Annotated in this window: 1 pseudogene; it reads right to left on the minus strand. The window is 54.5% G+C overall.

What is annotated here, in order from left to right:
• Positions 1–693 (minus strand): annotated as a pseudogene (locus J5224_RS32955) (methyl-accepting chemotaxis protein); the annotation flags it as partial.

The following is a 693-nucleotide window of genomic DNA, read 5'->3' on the forward strand; positions in this document are numbered from 1 at the left end:
CGTCCGACGCCACTTCGCCGCCGCGCCGTGCGGCTACCGCCGCATCTTGCGAGAGCGTACTCGCCTGATGCACATTCTCAGCATTCTGTTTCACCGTGGCGCTCAGTTGCTCCATGCTGGCAGCGGTTTCGGCCAAGGCGGCAGCCTGCTGTTCAGTACGCGCCGAGAGATGATTATTGCCGCTGCGAATCTCGCTGGAGCCTTGATAGATGGCACCAGAACTGTCACGAATGGTGGAGACTGTGCCAATCAATTTACTCTGCACGTCTCTGAGATAAGGGATCAGTTGTCCTACGCAGTTACGCGGACTGCCAAGATCGCCATCAGCCATCACACGGAAATGCGCTTTGATATCGTTTAGCGGTCGCACCAGATAGTTCACCAGATAACGATCGGTGATCAATAGCATCAGAGCACCAAGCACCAATGCCGCCAGAAGCACACTTCTGCCCCATGACAGTAAAGAGTAGACTTGCTGCAATGACTCGGTTGACCGCGACGTAATGCTGTTCTGGTATTTTTCCATCGCACCGCCAAAAGCAACGCTGAGCGGCGGGTAGGTGTTCATGAACAATTGTTGGAACAGCTCAGGTTTGTTGTCCTGCGCTGCCGCAATCATTGGCTGCAACCCATTGCTGATAACCGCCTGCCAGGTGTTGACCATGGCAGAAGCAATCTCAGGCTCGATGATAG

The sequence above is a fragment of the Candidatus Symbiopectobacterium sp. NZEC135 genome, assembly GCF_025962695.1.